The organism is Mycobacterium cajalii (genome assembly GCF_045809005.2).
Lineage (GTDB): Bacteria > Actinomycetota > Actinomycetes > Mycobacteriales > Mycobacteriaceae > Mycobacterium.
The window spans coordinates 3,586,093-3,604,986 of sequence record NZ_CM141436.1 but is presented as its reverse complement, the minus strand read 5'-3'; the positions used below and the strand labels follow the sequence as shown (position 1 = coordinate 3,604,986).

15 protein-coding genes and 2 pseudogenes are annotated in these 18,894 nt (G+C 60.3%); 16 read left to right on the top strand and 1 reads right to left on the bottom strand.

What is annotated here, in order from left to right; all coding sequences use genetic code 11:
- Positions 1 to 56: 56 nt before the first annotated feature.
- On the top strand, positions 57 to 926 hold the full coding sequence (locus tag ACJ512_RS17065) for a metal-dependent hydrolase (RefSeq protein ID WP_005086597.1): 870 nt from the start codon (positions 57 to 59) through the stop codon (positions 924 to 926).
- 183 nt (positions 927 to 1,109) lie between these two features.
- Here the strand turns inward: ACJ512_RS17065 and ACJ512_RS17060 are convergent, their stop codons facing one another.
- The gene (locus ACJ512_RS17060; RefSeq protein ID WP_005086596.1) at positions 1,110 to 1,742 is read right to left on the bottom strand and encodes a TetR/AcrR family transcriptional regulator; all 633 of its coding nucleotides are present in this window, start codon (positions 1,740 to 1,742) and stop codon (positions 1,110 to 1,112) included.
- 128 nt (positions 1,743 to 1,870) lie between these two features.
- Between ACJ512_RS17060 and ACJ512_RS17055 the strand changes: the two genes are divergently transcribed.
- From ACJ512_RS17055 to ACJ512_RS16985, 15 genes and pseudogenes are all read left to right on the top strand, one after another.
- Positions 1,871 to 2,725 (top strand): SDR family NAD(P)-dependent oxidoreductase, encoded by an 855-nt coding sequence (locus ACJ512_RS17055; protein WP_005086595.1) that lies wholly within the window; start codon positions 1,871 to 1,873, stop codon positions 2,723 to 2,725.
- Positions 2,726 to 2,738: 13 nt separating this feature from the next.
- Positions 2,739 to 3,662, top strand: coding sequence for a hypothetical protein (locus tag ACJ512_RS17050; protein ID WP_005086594.1), 924 nt, complete (start codon positions 2,739 to 2,741; stop codon positions 3,660 to 3,662).
- Entirely contained in the window at positions 3,659 to 5,152 is a 1,494-nt protein-coding gene (locus ACJ512_RS17045; protein ID WP_005086592.1) for a flavin-containing monooxygenase, read from the top strand. The genes ACJ512_RS17050 and ACJ512_RS17045 overlap by 4 nt, the downstream gene beginning before the upstream one ends.
- A gap of 44 nt (positions 5,153 to 5,196) precedes the next feature.
- Positions 5,197 to 6,714, top strand: a complete 1,518-nt coding sequence (locus tag ACJ512_RS17040) for a flavin-containing monooxygenase (RefSeq protein WP_005086591.1) — start codon at positions 5,197 to 5,199, stop codon at positions 6,712 to 6,714.
- Positions 6,711 to 7,676 (top strand): alpha/beta hydrolase, encoded by a 966-nt coding sequence (locus ACJ512_RS17035; protein ID WP_016895701.1) that lies wholly within the window; start codon positions 6,711 to 6,713, stop codon positions 7,674 to 7,676. The genes ACJ512_RS17040 and ACJ512_RS17035 overlap by 4 nt, the downstream gene beginning before the upstream one ends.
- A 76-nt stretch (positions 7,677 to 7,752) precedes the next feature.
- A pseudogene (locus ACJ512_RS17030) lies at positions 7,753 to 8,520 on the top strand (flavin-containing monooxygenase); the annotation flags it as partial.
- 119 nt (positions 8,521 to 8,639) lie between these two features.
- On the top strand, positions 8,640 to 10,037 hold the full coding sequence (locus tag ACJ512_RS17025) for an IS1380 family transposase (protein ID WP_407689789.1): 1,398 nt from the start codon (positions 8,640 to 8,642) through the stop codon (positions 10,035 to 10,037).
- Between the two features lie 163 nt (positions 10,038 to 10,200).
- Positions 10,201 to 10,965: pseudogene (locus tag ACJ512_RS17020) on the top strand (flavin-containing monooxygenase); the annotation flags it as partial.
- A gap of 115 nt (positions 10,966 to 11,080) precedes the next feature.
- Entirely contained in the window at positions 11,081 to 12,538 is a 1,458-nt protein-coding gene (locus ACJ512_RS17015) for a cytochrome P450 (protein WP_005086587.1), read from the top strand.
- A complete protein-coding gene (locus ACJ512_RS17010; protein ID WP_005086585.1) occupies positions 12,535 to 13,188 on the top strand; it encodes a transglutaminase-like domain-containing protein in 654 nt (217 codons plus the stop codon). The genes ACJ512_RS17015 and ACJ512_RS17010 overlap by 4 nt, the downstream gene beginning before the upstream one ends.
- Positions 13,189 to 13,214: 26 nt before the next feature.
- On the top strand, positions 13,215 to 14,834 hold the full coding sequence (locus ACJ512_RS17005) for a fatty acid--CoA ligase (RefSeq protein WP_005118169.1): 1,620 nt from the start codon (positions 13,215 to 13,217) through the stop codon (positions 14,832 to 14,834).
- Between the two features lie 38 nt (positions 14,835 to 14,872).
- The gene (locus tag ACJ512_RS17000) at positions 14,873 to 16,018 is read left to right on the top strand and encodes an acyl-CoA dehydrogenase family protein (RefSeq protein WP_005086582.1); all 1,146 of its coding nucleotides are present in this window, start codon (positions 14,873 to 14,875) and stop codon (positions 16,016 to 16,018) included.
- 49 nt (positions 16,019 to 16,067) lie between these two features.
- On the top strand, positions 16,068 to 17,126 hold the full coding sequence (locus ACJ512_RS16995) for a BtrH N-terminal domain-containing protein (protein WP_005086581.1): 1,059 nt from the start codon (positions 16,068 to 16,070) through the stop codon (positions 17,124 to 17,126).
- A gap of 91 nt (positions 17,127 to 17,217) precedes the next feature.
- On the top strand, positions 17,218 to 17,628 hold the full coding sequence (locus tag ACJ512_RS16990; protein WP_005086579.1) for an SCP2 sterol-binding domain-containing protein: 411 nt from the start codon (positions 17,218 to 17,220) through the stop codon (positions 17,626 to 17,628).
- A gap of 148 nt (positions 17,629 to 17,776) precedes the next feature.
- Positions 17,777 to 18,883 (top strand): NDMA-dependent alcohol dehydrogenase, encoded by a 1,107-nt coding sequence (locus tag ACJ512_RS16985; RefSeq protein ID WP_005086578.1) that lies wholly within the window; start codon positions 17,777 to 17,779, stop codon positions 18,881 to 18,883.
- The last annotated feature ends 11 nt before the right edge of the window (positions 18,884 to 18,894 follow it).

Genomic DNA, 18,894 nt, shown 5'->3' with positions numbered 1-18,894 from the left:
GGCAGTCTTATCTGACAAGGCATAAAGTCAGATCCAACTTCGAGGAAGGACCTCCAGTGTCGGAAGATCAAGCCCGGACCAGGACCCGCGTGCTGCCAAAACCCAGGCGTGTTCGTTTTCCGATGCCGACCTCCACGAAGCGGCAACACTTCGTGGATGGCGACCTGGTGATGAGCCATTTCATCTCGGTGCTTTCTGCGACGTTCCCGGAAGGCGAGGATTTCTTCATCCGATCGGTCAGGAACTTCCAGAGCTCCATCGACGATCCCCAATTGGATACAGCGGTCAAGGGTTTCATCGGACAAGAGGCCACACATCGACACCAGCATCGTCTCCTCAACGAGCGACTCCAGGTCATGGGGTATCCGACGGCGCGAATCGACCGTCATGTCGCACGCCTGATCAAGCGATTGGAACGGCGCTTTTCGCCGGAAATGCGGCTGTCCATGACCTCCGCGTTGGAGCACTACACCGCTACGCTGGCAGAAATCATTCTTACCAGCGAAGACGCCCAGAAGCTCATCGGACAGACAGAGGTTCGACCGATTCTGCTGTGGCATGCCTTCGAGGAGTCGGAGCACAAAGCGGTTGCCTTCGATGTCTATCGGCTCGTGGGAGGAACCGAGCGCACCCGTGTACGCGGCATGCGGATCGCTTCAGTAATTCTGTTCGGCGAACTCATTCTGCAGACTGCCCTGTCCATGGCCGCTGACAAAGCCTCATATAACCCGGTCACGTTGGTGCGCAGTCTGTACCGCTTCAGTCGCACCCCGATGTTCACCGCCGATGCGCTGCGGCGTTTCCGTTCCTACAATCGCCCGGGTTTCCATCCTGATGATTGGGACAGCGCCGCGGTCCTGGAGCATTGGAGCAAAGAACTGTTCGACCAAGACGGTTCACAGCGAGTTATCGCTTCGTCGGGATAGCAAAGATGCGGAAGTGCGGCGACGCAGGAGCACCGTTCCTGCGTCGCTCCTTCCGAACAGGGTGCGACGCGTCGGTCGACTCACGGATTCGGTGCTCGGTGGCCGGTGAAGGTGGCGGTCGGACCCGCAAATGCGGTTCGCAGCGATCGCCACGGGGCTGGCTGGCCCTGTTGTGAGCCTCGATCAGTCGCTGATGACATAGCGTTGAGCCAGGGTTTCAGCAAGTCTGCTGGTGTGCGCGACCACTTCTTTCTCGGTCACCGCAAGCAAACCGGAGTGCCAGGCGGTGATGACTTCGACGAATCCCCCGACAGCGATCAGGGTGTCCATGCGAAGGGCTATCTCGTCGGCATCTTGTCGGAGGTGTGGCCGGCTTGCCTCAACGACCAACTGCGTTGCTTCCTGTAGCGCCACGGCGCGGCGGTCTTGTAGCGGTGAGCTACCGACATGCTGAGCGAGGAGGATGCGTGCCCGGCCGGGATCGCGTGCGATCCGGTCGACCACGATGGTGATCGCCGCGGTGATGGTTTCGATCGGCGGCCGATTCGCACGCTCGTTGAAGAGCGCGGCGACCTCGCCGAGCATGTCATTGCGGACGCCATCCCACGCAGCAACGAGCAGCTCATCGCGCGTCTTGAAGCCCTCGTAGAAGTATCGATCGTTCAGCCCTGTGCGGGCGCATACGCCGCGCATAGTGACCGCGGCCCAACCGCTCTCACTCCAAATCTCGGTTGCGGCCTCGATCAATTGCTGCCGTCGCTCGGCACGACGCTCGGCCCCGGTCCGACCACCCCAGCGCTTGTTTCTCGACCGCACCTCTCCATCTTGACAAGGTGCTCGTTCCACCACCAAACTGGTGGCATGCGACACCAATGGTGGCTGGTGCCCCCAGATGAGAGTTTCCCCACAGCAGACGTCCATGTCGCGACCCGAAAGGCAGACGGATGAGATTGCTGCCCTTCGGCGGCGCACCAGGCAGAACGCACCGCGCCGATGCAGTCGTCACGGGCGCAGGAAGCGGTATCGGCCGCGCATTCGCCGTGGAGCTTGCGCGCCGAGGTGGACGCGTGGTGTGCGCCGACAAAGATCCCGTCACTGCAAAAGAGTCGGCAGAGTTGGTGAGGCAGGCTGGCGGCGAGGGCTTCGACATCGCATGCGATGTCACCGATCTTGAGCAGGTCCGCAACCTCGCTGATGTGAGCGAAGACTGGTTCGAGAAGGCTGCGAGCCTCGTCATCAACAACGCCGGAATCGGTGCGGGCGGCAACCGCATCGGCGCGACGTCGATCGAGGACTGGAACGCGGCGATTTCTGTCAACCTCTGGGGCGTTATCTACGGCTGCGAGACTTTTGTGCCTCGGCTCCGCAGCAATGGGCATGGCGGAGTCATCAATGTGGCGTCGGCAGCGAGCTTTGGCTCGGCCCCTCGGATGGCGGCTTACAACGTGAGCAAGGCCGGGGTGCTCGCTCTGTCGGAGACATTGGCGGCCGAACTGAGCGGTACTGACATCAACGTCACAGTGCTTTGCCCCACCTTCGTGAAGACGAACATCGTCAACAATCCTCAAATCGACGAGGCGGCTGCAAGACTCGCGGCCAACCTGATGAAATGGACCGGCATTTCGCCACAGCACGTTGCTCGAACGACGTTGAACGCGCACGATCGCGGACAAATTTATGTAGTACCCCAACTCGATGCCAAAGTCTTGTGGCAACTCAAGAGAGCCCTACCCGGCCCCTTTACTCGCACGCTGGGCCTCGTGGAGCGCATGGCCTCATGGAACGATTCAGCCGAGTAGAGGAGCAGGGAAAATGGCTTTCGCATACAGTGACATGCTCGAGACAATCAAAAACAAGCAATGGGCTCTTGCCGATATCGATTGGAACGCCCCTGGCGCGGAACTGATCACCGATGAACAGCGTCCCAAACTCAAGCAATTCATGTCCGACGTGGTGTGGATTGAGCATGTTGGAGCACGTGCCTTCGCCGCGATGGCTCCAAAGGCGCCATTCGAAGCGCTCGGAGACATTTACCGTTACTTTCACGCCGAGGAGCAGCGTCACGCCAATGCCGAACTTGCCTTGATGCGTCGCTGGGGCATGCTCGAGGAAGGCGAGAAACCGGTCCCGAACAAGAATATTCGGCTGGTCATCGAATGGCTGGACCGTTATGCGGAAGCCCTGCCCCTGACCGTCATCGGGGCCGCGATTCCGGCACTGGAGACTGCGCTCGATGGAGCGCTGCTGAAGTTTCTCCTCGATGAGGTTGACGACCCTGTGTGCGGGGAGGTGTTCAACAAGGTCAACAGCGACGAATCAAGGCATCTCGCGGTTGGCTTCCAGGTCTTGAATGACCTGGGCGCCAGCCCGATGCGAATCCACGCCATTCAAACTGCGGGTGCTCTTGTCGACCCGCGAATTCTCACCGGCGCTTTGCTGTATATCCCGCTCCTGACGCGCATGTTGATGAATCTCAACGCTATGGGTCTGTCCGAGGAGAAGTTATACAACGCAGTGACGCGGTATGCCAATGTCGGCGATCGCAGTGAGCATACGCGGAGGGTGCCCGGCTATCACATCTTGAAGGCGCACATGTCGTCGTCCATCAAGCGGTCCCAGCCTCTGCACTTCGTGTCTCAGCGCCTTGGCAATGCGATCGATGTTTTCCCTGTTCAGATTTTCGGTCGGCCGCCATCCTGGACGGACGAACTGACCTACGAACCGGTTGCCAAATGACAGGCACCACGACGACGTTGATCGTCGGCGCCGGGTTCGCAGGTATCGGTGCGGCGATCAGACTGCTTCAAGAGGGCACGGATGACTTGGTCATCCTGGAACGGTCAGATCGCGTCGGAGGCACCTGGCGAGACAATACTTATCCCGGTGCGGCCTGCGATATTCCCTCGCTTCTCTACTCCTACTCGTTCGAGCCGAATCCGGGCTGGACTCGTACCTACTCGGGGAGCGCTGAGATCCTCGAATATATCGACGATATGGTCGCCAAGTACGATCTTGCCCGGTTCATCCAGTTTGATACCGACGTGACTGCCTTGGAATTCGATGAGAGTGCCGGCATCTGGATGGCCGACACGGCAGATGGAAAGCGGTATCACACCCGGTCAGTTGTGATGGCCAGTGGACCACTTGCCAACGCCAGCTTTCCCGATATTCGGGGTATTGACTCGTACGGTGGAAAAAAGATCCACAGCGCTCGATGGGACCATGGCTACGATCTCGGCGGTAAGAGGGTTGCAGTCATCGGGACAGGCGCGAGCGCGGTTCAGATCATTCCCGAGCTCGTAAAGTCGGCTGCCTCGGTCAAAGTCTTCCAGAGAACGCCCGGCTGGGTGTTGCCCAGGGTGAACTTCAGGCATCCGGCCTGGGCGCGTTCGACCTTCACACACCTGCCGGTGAGCGAACAAGCGCTCCGCGACGCGTGGTTTTGGGCCCACGAAGTGATGGCAGTGGGTATGGTCTGGAACACCGCCGCGACGTCCGCGATACAGCTGGCGGCCAAGGCTCATCTCCGTCGGCAGGTGAAAGACTCCTGGTTGAGACGTCAGTTGACGCCCCATTTCAGGCCTGGATGCAAGCGCATGCTCATGACCAGTGATTATTACCCTGCGCTACAGGCGGATAACTGCAAGCTGATCAGCTGGCCGATCGCCACATTGTCACCCAACGGTGTTCGGACCGCCGACGGTGTCGAGCACGAAGTGGACTGTATCGTATTTGCCACTGGCTTCGATGTGGCCAAACGTGGCACCCCGTTCCCGATTAGCGGCCTCGGCGGTCGGAAGCTCGGCGATGAATGGTCTCAGGGGACATTTGCCTTCAAGAGCGTGAGCGTGGCCGGGTATCCGAACTTATTCTTCACTTTCGGACCGAATTCGGGGCCAGGCCACAACTCGGCGCTCGTATATATGGAGGCTGCAATTGACTATATAGTCAAGGCGATCAAGCTCCTTCAGCAAAATGACATCGGCACTTTGGATGTGAGGGAGGATCGTCAGGACCGCTATCACTCCGAAATTCAGCGCCGCCTTCGACGAACGACTTGGAATTCGGGGTGCAGCAGTTGGTATTTGACCGAGGACGGCTACAACGGCACGATGTACCCAGGTTTCGCGACCCAGTTTATGAGAGAACTATCCCGCTTGGATCCTCATGATTACGTGATAACCCGGCGCGACGATACACACGTCGAGCTGACGCAATCACTCTGAATACAAGTTTGCAAGGCTGACCGTCAGAACGGTGAAATACAGGAATGGATCGCAAGTCCGACCGTAATTACGAGATAATTATCATAGGAGCTGGATTTTCCGGCATCGGGTCTGGCATTAGCTTGATGAAGGCGGGATTTACCGACTTCTTGATGGTTGATGACGCCGATGGCGTAGGTGGTACGTGGCACTGGAACACCTACCCGGGTATCGCTGTCGATATACCGTCGTTCAGTTATCAATTCTCATACGAAATGCGGCCCTCTTGGTCGCGCACGTACGCCCACGGCAATGAGCTCAAAGCCTATGCCGAGCGATGTGTTGAAAAGTATCGGCTCTGGGACCATATTCGTTTCAACACAACCATTACCGAGGCTTGTTTCGACGAGAACGCAACACGGTGGCATTTGACCAGTGCCAATGGTGAGGAGTTCACGGCACGCTTCGTGATAAATTGCTCCGGCGTTCTCAGTCGGCCAAAGTGGCCTGAAATCAAGGGGGTGCGAGATTTCGCCGGCGTTACGCTCCACACGGCTAGATGGGACAATGCCAAAGATCTCAGCGGGAAGAGGGTTGCAGTAATCGGTACCGGTGCATCGGCGGTGCAACTGATACCCGAAGTCGCAAAGAAAGCAGAGAGTCTGACGGTATTTCAGCGAACTCCAATTTATTGTCTGCCGAAGCCAGACTTCCCCATACCGACGTGGGGTGGAAGGCTTCTACATTTCCTGCCGGGGGCACAATTGGCGACCCGGACCGCCAGCCAGGCGTTCGTGGAAATCACTTTCCCAATCGCCGCTCACTTTCATACGGTGATACCGTTCGCCGATGTCATGGAGAGCGCCGCAAAGCGGTACATGCGGCGTGAGGTCCATGACCCGACGACGAGAGAACAACTCATTCCGCGCTACTCGTTGGGCTGTAAACGACCCAGCTTCCACAATTCCTATCTCGCAACCTACAACCGGTCCAACGTTTCGCTCGAGACGAGCGGCATAACCCATATCGACCATGCATCCGTCCATACTCGAGACGGCAAAGCTCATCCCATTGACGTCTTGATCCTGGCCACCGGCTTCAAAGTGATGGAGTCGGGCAACATGCCTACTTACGTATTGAAGGGACGCGGCGGGCTGGAGCAGGCTACATGGTGGGGCGAGCATCGACTGCAGGCCTTCGAAGGGGTGAGCGTCCCGGGATTTCCGAATCATTTCAACATCTTCGGCCCGTACGGCTACAACGGTTCCTCGTACTTCACGCTCATCGAGGCGCAGAGTCGGCACATCGTCCGGTGTCTTCGTCGCGCGCGGGCGCTGGGTGCTAACTGGGTGGAGGTCAAGAAGGAGGCGAACGACCGTTATTTCGCCGAAGTGCTAAGGCGGCGTCACAGACAGGTTTTCTGGCAGCCGAGCTGTTCCAGTGCCAACAGCTACTACTTCGACAGGCACGGTGACGTTCCACTCCGTCCATCAACGACTCTGGAGACCTATTGGCGGAGCCGCACCTTTCGCCTCTCGGACTACCGATTCGAGAATCGGCCCGAAGAGGTGTGTCCCCGGTGACCAGAATGGATGCCCCTGACTGGCAGCCCAGTCTTGCCAGTCATCTCGTCGCGATGTCCTCGCGAACCACGCTGCGGCCACTGGCGCAGCTGATGCCATCAAACGCCTACGGACTTGCGGTGATGGATCGCGTGCTTCGAACAGCGCTCGTAGCCTCACGGCCTCGGCGCGGCGTCACAGTGCGCAAGGTTGACACTGTATTCGCCGGAGGCCCGGTTCGTGGGGACTGGATCACCACGCCTGCCATTAATCCGCATGCCAACCCTTTGCTGTACATCCACGGCGGCGCCTATTCTATGTGCTCGCCGGAGACGCACCGCGGTCTTCTTGGTGAACTCGCCTCGGCGAGCGGGCGCCCCATCTTCGCAGTGAAGTATCGTCTTGCCCCGCGGTATCCCTATCCCGCAGCCGCGGACGATGCGCTGAATGCGTATCGCTGGCTTACCAGCGGAGGGTCCCCGGGTTCTTGTCAGCGCACCGTCGCGGTTGCCGGCGATTCAGCGGGCGGTCAGCTCACGATGGCCACGGCCTTGGGCGCTCGTGCAGTTGGATTGCCGCTCCCTGATGCGATGCTGCTGATGTCTCCCGTCCTGGATCTCAGGTGCGAACTTGCCAGAGCGCGTGAACTTCGCCGCCGGGATCCTTTTGCCTCCGCTCAATCAGCGGCGCGCGCTCTTGACCTCTACGTAGGTGGCGCAGATCGCGGAGATCCGCGCCTCAGCGTGCTTGACGCGGACCTCACCTCGATGCCGCCGATCCTCATTCAGGTGGGCGGGAGAGAAATGTTGATCGATGACTCGCGCCGTCTCGCCGAGCGACTTCAATCAGCTGGATCCCACGTCGACATCCAGGTATACCGGGGACAGATCCATGTATTCCAGGCTATGTTCCGGATTCTTCCCGAAGCCCGAGACGCGATTCATCGAGCGGGACGCTTCCTTGAAGCCTCGGAAGTCAGGTGAAAGTGTCCGAACAGGCAATGCTCCTACACCTACACCACCTCGACCGCCGCAGCGTGAAGTCAGTCGTCTCTGCCTCATGAGCAGCAACTTCGCGACGGCCTGTCGCGCGTACGATCCGTCGATCGTGATCATCGGGGCCGGCTTCGCCGGGGTTGCGATGGCCCACCGGCTGAAGAAGGACGGGTTCACGAACTTCACGATCCTGGAAAAGGCTGCAGACATCGGGGGTGTTTGGCGTGACAACACCTATCCGGGAGCGGCCTGCGACGTGCCGTCAGCGTTGTACTCACTCTCGTACAAGCCCAATCCTCGTTGGTCACGGCGATATGCCGAGCAGCCCGAGATACTCAAGTACCTCCAACAACTCGTGGAGAGTGGCGGACTGGCCGCGCATCTGCGTACCCAGACCGAAGTTGTCGCAATGACCTTCGATGACCAGCCAGGGCGTTGGACCCTGGTTACGAACTCGAACGAGACAATAACCTGCGATGTCGTCGTCTCGGCCGTGGGTCAGCTCTCCTTGCCCCACGTACCCGTTATTGCCGACGCAGACACCTTCCAGGGGCCGCGCTTTCATTCGGCGCGTTGGGACCGATCGGTTTCGCTTCGCGGCAAGCAAGTAGCCGTCATCGGCACAGGAGCTAGTGCCATCCAATTCGTGCCACACATCGCCCAGGAGGCGGAGCATGTCACGCTATATCAGCGCACGGCTCCGTGGATCTTGCCGAAGTGGGACAGCAGGTATGGAGTCCTTCACGACAGGGTGAGCGAGTTATTGCCGATGGCGCTGCGCCTCGAGCGTTTCGCGGTATGGCTAATTTTCGAGTTGCTCGCTGTGACGCTAGCCTGGATTTTGCGCGCGAGTTGGCGTGACACGCTGCTGATTTAGCGAAAGTGCCTGTCCTGCAAGGGATAATAAGACTGCTGAAGGTCCATCATTCCGAGCGGGAGGGCACTTTCTAGGTGAAGGGTAGCGCAGCGGTTTCTCGGTTCAAAGTGTCGGCGGACGGCCATGGCGTGGTGTCGCACGCCGGGGTGGGCATGTTGCGTGAGATCGCTGATTCGACCGGGCTGTCCTCGCAGGTCACAGCCGCGTTGGCCGACACCTACCAAGGGCCGTGGATTCATGCGCCCGGGGATGTGTTCGCCGATCTGGCCGCCGCGGTGGCCGACGGTGCTGATTGTGTCGATGGGGTTGGCCAGTTGTGGGGGGATCGTGAGCACGTGTTCGGTCAGGTCGCCTCGACAACCACGCTGTGGCGGTTGGTCGATGAGCGCATCGACGCCGTTCACCTACCGCGGATCCGGGCCGCCCGTGCCCATGCCCGCCAACAGGCCTGGGCCGCCGGTGCTGCCCCCGACCGTGATGGTTGGCTGCATCTGGATGTCGATGCGACCATCACCGTCGATCATTCCGATCACAAAGAAAACGCCGCGGCGACCTGGAAAAAGACGTTCGGGTTTCACCCGCTGCTGGTGTTTTTGGACCGCCCCGACATCGCCGCCGGGGAGGCGCTGGCCGGGCTGTTACGCAAGGGCAACGCCGGAAGCAATACCACCGCCGATCACATCAGCGTGCTTGAGCAGGCGTTGGCGTCGCTGCCGGCGCAATACCGCCCCGACCCGGACAATCCGGATGCCCCCAAGGTGCTGATCCGCTCGGACTCGGCCGGCGCCACCTACGGGTTTGCGGCCGTCTGCCGCAAATCAGGGGTGGGGTTTTCCCTGGGAGCAGCAATCGACGCGCCGATCCGCGACGCGGTCGAGGTGCTCCACAGCGCCGATGGCTGGTATCCAGCGATCGATTCCGGCGGCGGCATCCGAGAGGGCGCCTGGGTCGCCGAAGCCACCGAGCTGGTGGACTTGTCCAAATGGCCGAGCGGTACCCGGTTGATCCTGCGTAAGGAACGCCCGCATCCGGGTGCGCAGCTGCGGTTCACCGACTCCGAGGGACACCGCATTACCGGTTTTCTCACCGACACCCCCGACGGTGTGGTGCTCGGTCAGCTCGCCGGGCTGGAACTGCGGCATCGCCAACACGCCCGCGTCGAAGACCGGATCCGTCAAGCCAAAGCCACCGGCCTGCGCAACTTGCCGTTCAACGCCTTCGACGCCAATTCCGCCTGGCTCGAAATCATCATGGCAGCAACCGATCTGATCGCCTGGGCCAAACTCATCGGCTTCACCGACCACCCCGAGTTAGCGCGCTGCGAAATAGCGACATTCCGCTACCGCGTCCTGCATGTGGCCGCCCGCATCACCTGCAGCGCCCGACAAACCCGGCTGCGTATCGACGCCAGCTGGCGCTGGGCACACGCTATCGCCGCGGCCTGGACCCAAATCCGCGCCGCCTTTGGCTAACCGCTTCCCCCTGGCCCAACCACATGAAAGACCATCCCGGCCCTGGAAAGCCCGCCACCGAGCGACACCGGGCGAACGGTCACACCCACACGCCACAATCAACATCACCAGCCCGCCCCAGCTGGGTCAGCCCGCCCCGGTCAAGCCGCGCGAAAAATCGAGGCTAGTCGACGCGAAGCCCCTCTCACGCGTCCTCGGTGCGATCGCGCGCCGCCACCTACATCGGCAGGTTGCTAGCCCATCTTTGCGCGAGCAATTGATGCCTTCGGACGCGCCAGGGTGCAAGCGAGTGCTGTTCTCGAATGATTACTATCCAGCAATCGCGAGTGATCGCGTGTCGTTGGTGCCGAAGGCTATCGCAGAGCTCTGCGACAACGGTGTCAAGACCGTGGATGGAAAGTTTCGTCCTGCAGATGTCGTGATCTACGGAACCGGGTTTCGCGCCACCGATTTTCTCGCCCCGATGTCCGTGCGCGGCTCTCGCGGAGTCTCCTTGGCCGAGGGTTGGAAGACCCAGGCGTACGCATATCTGGGCATCACTGTCCCCATGTTCCCGAACCTGTTCCTGCTTTATGGTCCCAACACGAATGTGGGCTCGGGGTCGATCCTCTACATGATCGAGTCACAAGTCCGTCACATCGCAACGCTCATCAAAGCCGTGGCTGCTCATCCGGGTCATGCGATCGATGTCAGGGCGGAGAGCGCGCAACGCTACAACACGCGCTTGAGAAGGCGACTACGGAGGTCGGTGTGGGCGCTGTGTGCGAGCTGGTATCGAACCTCGAGCGGGGAAATCCCGACGAACTGGCCGGGGCCTACCTTGGTTTATCGACTCCTTACCCGGAAGCCGCACAGCGGCGATTACGTCTTGAGAAACGTCGGGCGTCTAAAGGTCGGAGACCCTGCAGAACCGAGCCTGGCCGACTAAGGGCACGAGACGCGCACTTAACCGCTAGGCCAATAATGTCTAGATATTGACATCAATGGCATCTTTGTAAAGACTGGTGGACGCCGTCAAAGCGGCCCAGCGTCCAGGAGGAACCATGACGAATCACCTTCTCGCACCTGCGCACCACGTGAAGGAGCGGTTGTCCTCTGTGATCATGGTCCCCGCGCCTCACGCCGTCGACGACAGATGGCGTCGATGGAGCCGGGACTGGCCGGTTCGTGAACTGGCACCGGCACCCGCGGGCAGTGGATTGAAAGCCGTCCGGGGGGATGCCGGACTGCCCTTCGTAGGTCACACGCTCGACTACATCCGATTCGGCTCGGATTTCAGTCGAGAGCGCTACGACCGTCTGGGTTCGGTGTCGTGGATGGGCGCGTTCGGCACCAAGATGGTGGTCATCGCCGGCCCTGACGCCACTCGAGAGGCGTTCACGAGCGAAGCGAAGGCATTCTCTCAGGATGGCTGGTCCTTCCTGATCGACGCCTTCTTCCATCGCGGTTTGATGCTCATGAGCTTCGACGAGCACTTGATGCACCGGCGCATCATGCAGGAGGCGTTTACGCGTCCGCGCCTGACCGGATACGTCGAACAGGTAACGCCATGCGTTCGCTCGGCAGTGCCTGCGTGGCCGGTGGGCCCGTCGGTTCGAATCTACCCACTGTTGAAGGAACTCACCCTCGACATCGCTACCGACGTCTTCATGGGCGGCCGCGGCAAGGACGAGAGCGATGCTGTCAACAAGGCGTTCGTCGCTACGGTCCGGGCGGCGAGTTCCCTTGTGCGTGCTCCGCTTCCGGGAACCAGATTCCGCGCTGGTGTGCAAGGGCGGCGCGTTTTGGAGGACTACTTCTTCCGGCATCTGCCGGCCGCGCGAGCCGGTGAAACGGAGGATCTGTTCGCTGCTCTCTGTCAAGCCACGACCGAAGACGGGGAGCGGTTTTCCGACGAGGATGTGGTGAATCACATGATCTTCTTGATGATGGCGGCCCACGACACCTCGACGATCACCACCACAGCGGTCACCTATTTCCTTGCCAAGTATCCGCAGTGGCAGGAGGCTGCGGCTGCGGAAGCCGCGGCCATCGGTGACGGGTTGCCGGACATCGAGGCCCTGGAGAAGATGACGGTCATCGACCTCGTGATCAAGGAAGCGCTCAGACTGCTTGCACCTGTTCCGCTGGTGATGCGCAAGACGGTTCGAGATGTCGCCATCGATGGATATCACATCCCCTCGAACACGTTATGCGCTATAACGCCTGCCGTAAATCACTTCGATCGAACGATCTGGAGTGATCCGGGGCGGTTCGATCCCTCACGTTTCGACGAGCCTCGGCGCGAAGACCAACACCACCGATTCGCCTGGGTTCCGTTCGGAGGTGGAGCGCACAAGTGCATCGGCATGCAATTCGGGACGCTCGAGGTCAAAGCAATCCTGCACAGGATGCTGCGTTCGCTCACCTGGACGGTGCCGGAGAACTATCACGTCCGATGGGACAACACCTCCCTGCCCATTCCGGTGGACGGACTTCCGTTGCAGTTGAAGCGCCGATGACCGTCGACCACAGGCCCTACCTCGAACCCACGGAGTTTCTTGACTGGCAACAAGATTCGGTACGTGACTTCGTGTCATCGACGATCCGTGATGCCTGCGGCGACACCGAGAAGGCCATCGCCATCTTCACCGCGGTCCGTGACTCCATTTGGTACGACCCCTACACGGTGACCGACAACCCGCACGCGTATCGCGCCAGCACCGTCGCGACCGCAGAACGGGCCTACTGCGTCCCGAAGGCCGTGCTCTTGACTGCAGCGTGCCGAGCGGCGGGAATCCCGGCGCGGCTGGGGTTCGCCGACGTCCGAAACCACCTCCAGACCAAGGCATTGCGCGAGCGGATGGGTGGTAGCGACGTTTTCGTCTACCACGGCTACAGTCTCATGTTCCTCAACGGTGCGTGGGTAAAGGCCACCCCGGCGTTCAATCGCGAGCTGTGCGCACGCTTCGGTGTCTCGCCGATCGAGTTCGACGGCCGTAGCGACGCGCTACTCCATGGTTTCACCGCTGACGGCACCCAGCACATGGAGTATCTGCGCGACCGGGGAGCCTACGACGATCTACCCCTAGCAGACATCCTGCAAGCACTGAGAACGCATTACGGCACATTCATCGATCAGCCGAACAGCCGTCCCGACCTCTTCGCCTGAAAGGGCACTACACGATGCAAAGCACAATGCAAAATGTTCCGCTCACGGTGTCGGCGATCGTCCAGCATGCGGCAGCCATACACGGTGACAGCGAGGTCGTCACTCCGACCGGAAATGGATATCGGAGAACGCCTTACCGCATTGTGCTGGCGCGAGTGGCTCGCCTTGCCAATGCGCTGCGCAGTCTTGGCGTCACGGCAGACCAACGCGTGGCCACCTTCCAGTGGAGCAACCAGGAACATCTGGAGGCCTACTGTGCGATTCCCTCCATGGGCGCGGTCCTGCACACGCTCAACATTCGTTTGGCCCCAGAGCAACTGGCGTACATCGCCAACCACGCGAGCGATCAGATCGTCCTAGTCGACGCTTCGGTTGCCCCGTTGTTGGCGCGCGCGCTCCCAGCGATGGCGTCGGTGCACACCGTCATCGTCACCGGAGAGGGCGACCTTGCCCCGCTACAGGGATGCGGGAAGACCGTTCTGCGTTACGAGGAAGTGCTTGCCGGCCAAGAAGAATCATTCGACTGGCCTGAGCTCGACGAGCTGTCCGCCGCGGCCATGTGTTATACGAGCGGTACCACCGGAGATCCCAAAGGCGTCGTCTACAGCCACCGTTCGACGTACCTTCACTCCCTGACCGCCTGCACAGCTAACGCTTTGTCAGTCAGCGAGGCCGACCGTCTGCTGGCCATCGTCCCAATGTTTCACGCCAATGCGTGGGGGCTTATTTACGCAGCGTTGATGTCCGGTGCGGATCTGGTACTGCCTGACCGGTATCTCCAAGCCGAACCGTTGGTGTCGATCATCGAAGACACCAGACCGACCTTGGCCGGTGCAGTGCCGACGATCTGGAACGATGTCGACCGATATCTGGATTCGCACCCTGAGCGGGACATTTCTTCGTTACGGCTGGTCGCGTGCGGGGGGTCTGCTGTTCCGCTTTCGTTGATGCGGGCATTCGAAGAGAAGTACGACGTGCCCATTGTGCAGGCCTGGGGTATGACCGAAACCTCTCCGTTGGCGACCGTTGCACGTCCGCCTCACAGAGCCGACGCGACGCGGCGCTGGGAGCTGCGCGCATCCCAGGGCCGGCCGATCTGCGGTGTCGAAATCCGGTTGCGGGACGACGACGGGAAAGACGTGCCGTGGGACGGGCAATCAGTTGGGGAGATCCAGGCGCGCGGTCCCTGGATCACCGGGTCCTATTTCGGAGACAACGATACGGAGAAGTTCGACGAAGGATGGCTGCGTACCGGTGATGTGGGCAAGATCGAGGCCGAGGGCTATCTGACACTGACCGACCGCTCGAAAGACGTCATCAAGTCAGGTGGCGAATGGATCTCCTCGGTGGAGCTGGAAAACACGCTGATCGGCCACCCTGCCGTGTACGAAGCGGCGGTAGTCGGCGTCGCGGACGATAAATGGCAGGAAAGGCCGTTGGCGCTTGTCGTCGTCCACCCCGGAACCGATGTTGACATTGACCAACTCCGATCGTTCCTTGCGGACAAAGTCGCCAAATGGTGGATTCCCGAGCGATGGAGCTTCGTGTCCGATATTCCGAGAACGAGCGTCGGAAAGTACGACAAAAAGGCCATCCGTGCGCGCCACTCTGCCGGCGAATACCTCATCGAAATCGAAACGTCATAACGTCAAATCCCTGAAATTCCAACTGTCGGAAGGTAATCATGTCCTCACCAATCTCTCCCTGGATGAATGCCGAATTACTCGAGCTTCGTGACCTCGCTGCGAAGTTCTTCTCGGCCGAATTGGCGCCGCATGCGAACCGCTTTGCAGACCAGCACCACGTCGACCGAGAACTGTGGAACCGAGCAGGCGAGCTGGGCCTGCTCTGCATGTCTATACCTGAGGAATACGGCGGAGGCGGTGGCACTTTCGCGCACGAAGCGGTCGTGCTTGAAGAGCAGGCCCGCATAGGTGACAGCTCATGGGGCGCGGGACTGCACAGCGGAATCGTCGCCCACTACATCCTGCAGTACGCGACTGAAGAGCTGCGCGCGCAGTGGCTTCCCAAGATGGCGTCCGGTGAAATGATCGGGGCGATCGCCATGACAGAACCGGGGACCGGGTCCGATCTGCAGAGCGTCAAGACAAAAGCCCTCCTGGACGGTGACGAGTACGTGATCACCGGCTCCAAGACTTTCATCACCAACGGCCAACAGGCCGACCTCATCATCGTTGTTGCCAAGACAGATCCGAGCCAGGGCGCTGCGGGCATCTCTTTGATCGTTGTCGAGGCTGACCGGGCGGGATTCCGGCGCGGCAAGGTTCTCGACAAAATCGGCCAGCGCGGCCAGGACACCTCCGAGTTGTTCTTCGATGAAGTGAGAGTTCCGCGCTCGCATCTACTGGGCCAGTCTGAGGGACAGGGCTTCATTCAGCTGATGACGCAGCTGCCACAAGAGCGACTCATCGTCGCGGTGGGGGCTGTCGCAGCGATGGAACTTGCCCTGGAGCAGACGCTCAAGTACACCCGTGAGCGGGAGGCGTTCGGTCGGCCTGTCTTTGGCTTTCAGAACACTAAGTTCACGCTGGCTGAAGCCGCGACAGAAACGCGCATCGCACGAGTGTTCCTCGACTACTGCATCGACCTGCACCTTGCGGGTCAACTCGACGTGCAGACCGTCGCCATGGCGAAGTGGTGGACCACTGAGCGAGCGATGAAGGTACTCGATGACTGTATGCAGCTTCACGGCGGATATGGCTACATGACCGAGTACCCCATCTCGAGGTTGTGGGTGGATCAGCGCGTGCAAAAAATCTATGCCGGCACGAACGAGGTGATGAAGGAAATCATCTCGCGTTCCCTATGACTCAGAGGAGTTGCCGCCCGCACGTTAGTCATCTAGAGGAGGAGGACTGATGGCATCGATGGTGGTGCCGTATCGCCACGACATGGGCGGCCACTGCGGATCGGGGGCTCTTCGGGATTTGACCGAATGGGCCGGGATCCGTTGGGGTGATGACACCCCGGACGAAGGCATCGTGTTTGCTCTCGGCGGGGCCCTCGACTTCTCGTATGTTCGCTCGGCCCACCTACGTCCACCGATCTACCTCGTTGGACGCAGCGCGGACCTCGAAGACGAATACTTGACCCGGTTGGGCGCGCGCTTCGAGTGTCGTTCGACAGACGACCCCGATCTCGGGTGGAAATGGGTGACCGAACAGATCGATGCCGGTACGCCGGTCATGGTGTGGACTGACATCGCCGAATTGCCCTATCTGAGAACGCGTCTGAGTATGAGCCGGCACGATGTCGTGATCGTAGGGTACGACGACGACGAGGAACTCGCCTTCGTGGTCGATAACGATCGCGATACACCTCAAGCCGTGCCTTACGAGAATCTACGGAAGGCGCGGGCATCGACGGGATTTCCCGTCCCCACGCGGCACACCACCTACGTAGTCGAGTGGCCCGGCGCGGCACCAGATCTCGGCAATGCTGCCCGGTCGGCCTTCCGTAGGTCCGCGGACGCGATGCAGGGTTCGTGTGTGAGCGCGCCGATCACCGAGGACTCCGATTGTGAAATTCAGGTGCGTGGGCTACCAGGGGTATCGACTTTTGTGGAGGATCTCAAGCGGTGGCCGAAGATCTTTGACGACGACACCCTCGACGGAGCCTTGTTTGCGCTGAGCGCCTTCATCGAAAAAGCCGGAACCGGAGGCGGTCTGTTCCGAGATCTGCAAGCACGTGGATGTCGGCGCGTCGCTGAAGAGTTGAGTTTCGAACCTGCGTTTAAAGCAGCGGAGGCTGCAAAGACCGCATCTGAGTTGTGGACCGCGGTTGCGCACGCCGCTTATGACCGCGGTGCAGATCCGCACCGAAGAGCGAGCGGCGCCGCGTCCGTGGCTGCGCAATTGCCGACAGCCGAACGTCGACTCGCGGAGGCGCTGAGGGAGGCAGGAGATCTACTCCTATGAGTTCTGATTGCTTCGGAGCAAGCCGAACTGGTTGCGACCCAGCAGATTTATTTGAGCGCTTTGAATTGTGTCATAAGAAGGGAGAATCACGATGGCTGTCTTCGCTGATGCGGAAGAGGTTTACCGCTACCTCGCCGGCATCTTTCGACGAGGTTTGGAGAACGAAGACCTTGCGAACAGACTTGCCGGGTCCGGGGTGGTGTTACGGATCCACTACACCGATCCGGATGCGGTACTAACCGTGGATATGCCGGAGAAGGTCGTAGAGACCGGCGCGGACAGTGGCGTTACACCGAATGTCGAATTGTTCATGTCCGCGGATACCGGCAACAGGTTCTGGTTGGGGAAGGTGAACTTGACCATGGCGATGGCGAAAGGAACTGTACGAGCGAAAGGTCCTGTCACCAAACTGATCAAGCTCATACCGCAGGCAAAGAACCTCTTTCCGGAATACCGGGCAATCCTTGAGGCCGACAAGCGTCACGACCTGCTCAATGTGTGATGTCGGTGCGGTACCGCGCCCGGGCACGGGTGAGCGGCGCGGGCCTCTGGGCGATGTGCCCGGAGATCATCCAGGACAGTTCGCGCGACCACCGTGCGCGGTCGGGATAACTACTCGAGAAGCGTAATTCGATAGAAGGGACTTCAACATGAAGACACGTGCGGCTGTTTTGTGGGGCTTGGAGCAGAAGTGGGAGGTCGAAGAAGTCGATTTGGATCCGCCAGGTCCCGGGGAGGTCCTCGTGCGGCTGGCGGCCACCGGCTTGTGCCATTCCGACGAACATCTGGTGACCGGCGACCTCCCGATCCCATTGCCGGTAGTGGGGGGTCATGAGGGTGCTGGCACAGTCGTGGAGTGCGGCGAAGGGGTTGAGGAACTGTCCGAAGGTGATTCTGTCATCTTGACCTTCCTTCCCTCGTGTGGGCGCTGCTCGTACTGCGCGCGCGGCATGGGCAATCTCTGTGAGTTGGGAGCGGCGCTCATGATGGGACCGCAGATCGACGGCACCTATCGCTTTCACGCACGAGGCGAGGACGTCGGGCAGATGTGTTTGCTCGGGACGTTTTCCGAGTACACAGTGGTGCCGCAGGCGTCCGTGGTCAAGATTGACGGCGGAATCCCCCTGGATCGGGCAGCCTTGATCGGTTGCGGCGTCACGACCGGTTACGGATCTGCGGTGCGGACTGGGGAGGTGCGCGCCGGGGACACCGTCGTGGTAGTGGGAGCGGGCGGAATCGGAATGAATGCGATTCAGGGCGCGCGAATCGCGGGAGCGCTGGCGATTGTGGCGGTCGATCCGGTGAAGTTCAAGCGAGAGCAAGCGAGCGGGTTCGGTGCGACGCACACCGCGGCCTCGATGGATGAAGCTTGGTCGCTGGTCAGCGATATGACGCTGGGCAAGCTGGCTGATGTCTGCATCCTCACCACCGATGTGGCTGAGGCCTCCTACACCGCGGAAGCGCTGGCCTTGGTCGGAAAGCGCGGGCGCGTCGTGGTCACGGCCATCGGGCACCCCGACGACTCATCGATCTCAGGATCACTGCTTGAAATGACGCTTTACGAGAAGCAGATTCGTGGCGCTTTGTATGGCTCATCCAATGCGCCGCACGATATTCCGCGACTGGTCGAGCTGTACTCCGCTGGGTTGTTGAAGCTCGATGAATTGGTCACCCGCGAATACTCCCTCGACCAAATCAATGAGGGCTACGAGGATATGCGTTCAGGAAAAAACATCCGAGGGCTGGTCCGGTTCTGAAGAGCATCATG

Excerpts from the sequence above, each read along its gene's own strand:
- ACJ512_RS17055 (WP_005086595.1), top strand. The coding sequence starts at position 1,871 with ATGAGATTGCTGCCCTTCGGCGGCGCACCAGGCAGAACGCACCGCGCC.
- ACJ512_RS17050 (WP_005086594.1), top strand. The coding sequence starts at position 2,739 with ATGGCTTTCGCATACAGTGACATGCTCGAGACAATCAAAAACAAGCAA.
- ACJ512_RS17045 (WP_005086592.1), top strand. The coding sequence starts at position 3,659 with ATGACAGGCACCACGACGACGTTGATCGTCGGCGCCGGGTTCGCAGGT.
- ACJ512_RS17040 (WP_005086591.1), top strand. The coding sequence starts at position 5,197 with ATGGATCGCAAGTCCGACCGTAATTACGAGATAATTATCATAGGAGCT.
- ACJ512_RS17015 (WP_005086587.1), top strand. The coding sequence starts at position 11,081 with ATGACGAATCACCTTCTCGCACCTGCGCACCACGTGAAGGAGCGGTTG.
- ACJ512_RS17010 (WP_005086585.1), top strand. The coding sequence starts at position 12,535 with ATGACCGTCGACCACAGGCCCTACCTCGAACCCACGGAGTTTCTTGAC.
- ACJ512_RS17005 (WP_005118169.1), top strand. The coding sequence starts at position 13,215 with ATGCAAAATGTTCCGCTCACGGTGTCGGCGATCGTCCAGCATGCGGCA.
- ACJ512_RS17000 (WP_005086582.1), top strand. The coding sequence starts at position 14,873 with ATGTCCTCACCAATCTCTCCCTGGATGAATGCCGAATTACTCGAGCTT.
- ACJ512_RS16995 (WP_005086581.1), top strand. The coding sequence starts at position 16,068 with ATGGCATCGATGGTGGTGCCGTATCGCCACGACATGGGCGGCCACTGC.
- ACJ512_RS16990 (WP_005086579.1), top strand. The coding sequence starts at position 17,218 with ATGGCTGTCTTCGCTGATGCGGAAGAGGTTTACCGCTACCTCGCCGGC.
- ACJ512_RS16985 (WP_005086578.1), top strand. The coding sequence starts at position 17,777 with ATGAAGACACGTGCGGCTGTTTTGTGGGGCTTGGAGCAGAAGTGGGAG.